2 pseudogenes are annotated in these 2,084 nt (G+C 72.3%); both read right to left on the bottom strand.

Annotated elements, in window-relative coordinates:
- Positions 1–644, bottom strand: a pseudogene (locus Q1K57_RS13500) (transfer protein Tra); the annotation flags it as partial.
- A pseudogene (locus Q1K57_RS13495) lies at positions 644–2,084 on the bottom strand (hypothetical protein); the annotation flags it as partial. The pseudogenes Q1K57_RS13500 and Q1K57_RS13495, both read right to left, overlap by 1 nt.

Raw genomic sequence — 2,084 nt, 5'->3', positions numbered from 1 at the left:
AGTTGGGTGGCTTGCTCGCTGGTCAGGTTGGTGCCGAGGGGCGCAACCCCGAAGTAGCGGCCCTCGCTGGCGCGGGTGACGGCGATGGCGTCGGCGGGTCCTTCGACGACGACGGGGATGCCGCCGGCGTCCAGGTGCCGTGCCCCGGCGACGAACAGCTGGGCCCTCTTGTGGAACAGCAGGGTCTCGGCGGTGTTGAGGTACTTCGGTCCGGCGTGGTCGAGGTCGGTGGCGTCGGGGTGGCGGCGTCCGACGAACCCGAGGACCTGCTGGTCGTGGACGATGGGGAACACGGCTCGGTCGCGGACCCGGTCGATGAGGCGTCCGGTGGAGGCGGTGACCGCGAGGCCGGAGGCGAGCAACTCCTCGTCGGTGACGCCGCGGCGGTGGAGGTGGGTGACGAGGCTGGTCCAGCCAGCGGGGGCGTAGCCGGGGCGGATGTCGGGGTCGTCGGCGATGTTGGTGCCGAAGCGTGCGGCCAGGTAGGGCTGGGCCCACGAGCCGTGGTAGCAGGTCTGGTAGAACTCCACCGCGAGCTCGTTGACGGCCGCGAGTCTTTCGGGGGTGTGGGGGCTGGCGCGCCAGGCGTCGGCGCGGTCGAGTTGGGCGTTGAGGTCCGCGGCGGAGAGCTCTGGCGGCGTCATCACCCGGCGTTCGAAGGCCTCGAAAGTGAAGACCAGGTTCGGTTCGACCCAGTCGATCTGGTTGTCCTCCGTTGTCGCGCCTGCTGCGTGATCCAAGTCGGCGTGCGCCGTCCAGTGCTGGTCCGGGGCGGCATCGGCGGGGTCGGGAGGCAGGTCGTCGCTGTCGGGGAGGGGGCGAGCAGGACGCTGGTTCGCCAGACGAGGGCCTGGCAGTCGTCGATGTCGACTGCACCCTCGGGCGTGCTGATCAGGTCGGTGAGCTGCCAGCCGCGGGCGAGTGCCTGCTCGACCGTGACGACGAGCGCCGGCCACCACGGCGAGGCCTGCAGGGCGGCTGTGCGTTCGGGGCCGACGTTCTGTTCGAGATCAGCCAGCCAACTGGCGGTGACGGTGTGGTGCTGGTCGGCGAGCTGGGTGGCGACGGCGGGGGTGAGGTGCCGGCAGATCCGCCACCACAGGGCTGATGCCGCATGGTCGTCGGGGAGCTGGCCTTCGTTGGTGGCGGCCCGGAGGAGCCGGTGGGCATCGAGGCCGACGCCCGAGAGCTGCGCAAGCCGATGCGCCAGCACGGGGAGGTAGGGGTCCCGGTCGGCAGCCGGTGCCAGCTGGTGGAGCAGCGGTGTCCATTCGGCGACGGCGGGGGCGAGGTGGTCGATGATGCGCCGATCGAGGCGGGCCCGCCAACGGGCCTCGACGGCCGAGAACTGCCGTTCGCCGGTGGGTCGCGTGTCGGTGGGGGGAGTCCGATGCGCGGCGCGCCACACGGTGAGGTCGGCGACGGTGGCGGTGTCGGGACGGAAGCTGCCGGCGGGCGCCCACGTCGGGAGCTGGGTGGACGCCAGCGACTGGTCGCGCACCTGGTCGGCGAGTTCGACGACGAGTTCGTGGCGTCGCTGTAGGTAGTCGCCCCAGTCGTTGTGCCGGGCGAGGGTTGCGGGCAGACCTGGCAGCCAGGGGAGGGGTCCGGGCTGGTTTTCGCGTCCGGGGGCGGGTTCGAGGCGCCAGTCGATGACGGCTGCCGGGTCGGCGGCGCTGCCCAGCTCACGGGCCTGCACGGCCTCGGTGAGCGCCCGGACCGGGTCAGTTCCGGACGCCGCGATCAAGAGCAGATGGGCCCGAAGGGTGGGCCACGCCGGAGCGTCGGGGAGTCCGGCGACGAGCTCGTCGGCTGCCTGTTCGAGGCGCTGGACGAGGTCGGCGCCTGCGGTCTGTTCGGCGGCGTAGCCGAGGGCGTCGGTGTAGCGGGCGACGGCGTCCGCGAGTCGGTTGGCCGGGTCGGCGAGGGTGCGGGCGGTGGTGGTGGCGGAGGTGTTGTCCTCGTCGCGGGCGAGGATGCGTTCGAGGAGGTCGGTGGCGGTGGGCGGGATGATCGCCTCGGGCCGGATGAGGGAGTGGGCGTCGCCGTCGCCGACGACTTCGAGGTGGACGTGGTTGGCGTAC

It is taken from the genome of Propioniciclava sp. (assembly GCF_029977985.1).
Classification (GTDB): domain Bacteria; phylum Actinomycetota; class Actinomycetes; order Propionibacteriales; family Propionibacteriaceae; genus Propioniciclava.
The sequence above is the reverse complement of the archived record's forward strand: the minus strand, read 5'-3'. Positions and strand labels throughout refer to the sequence as shown.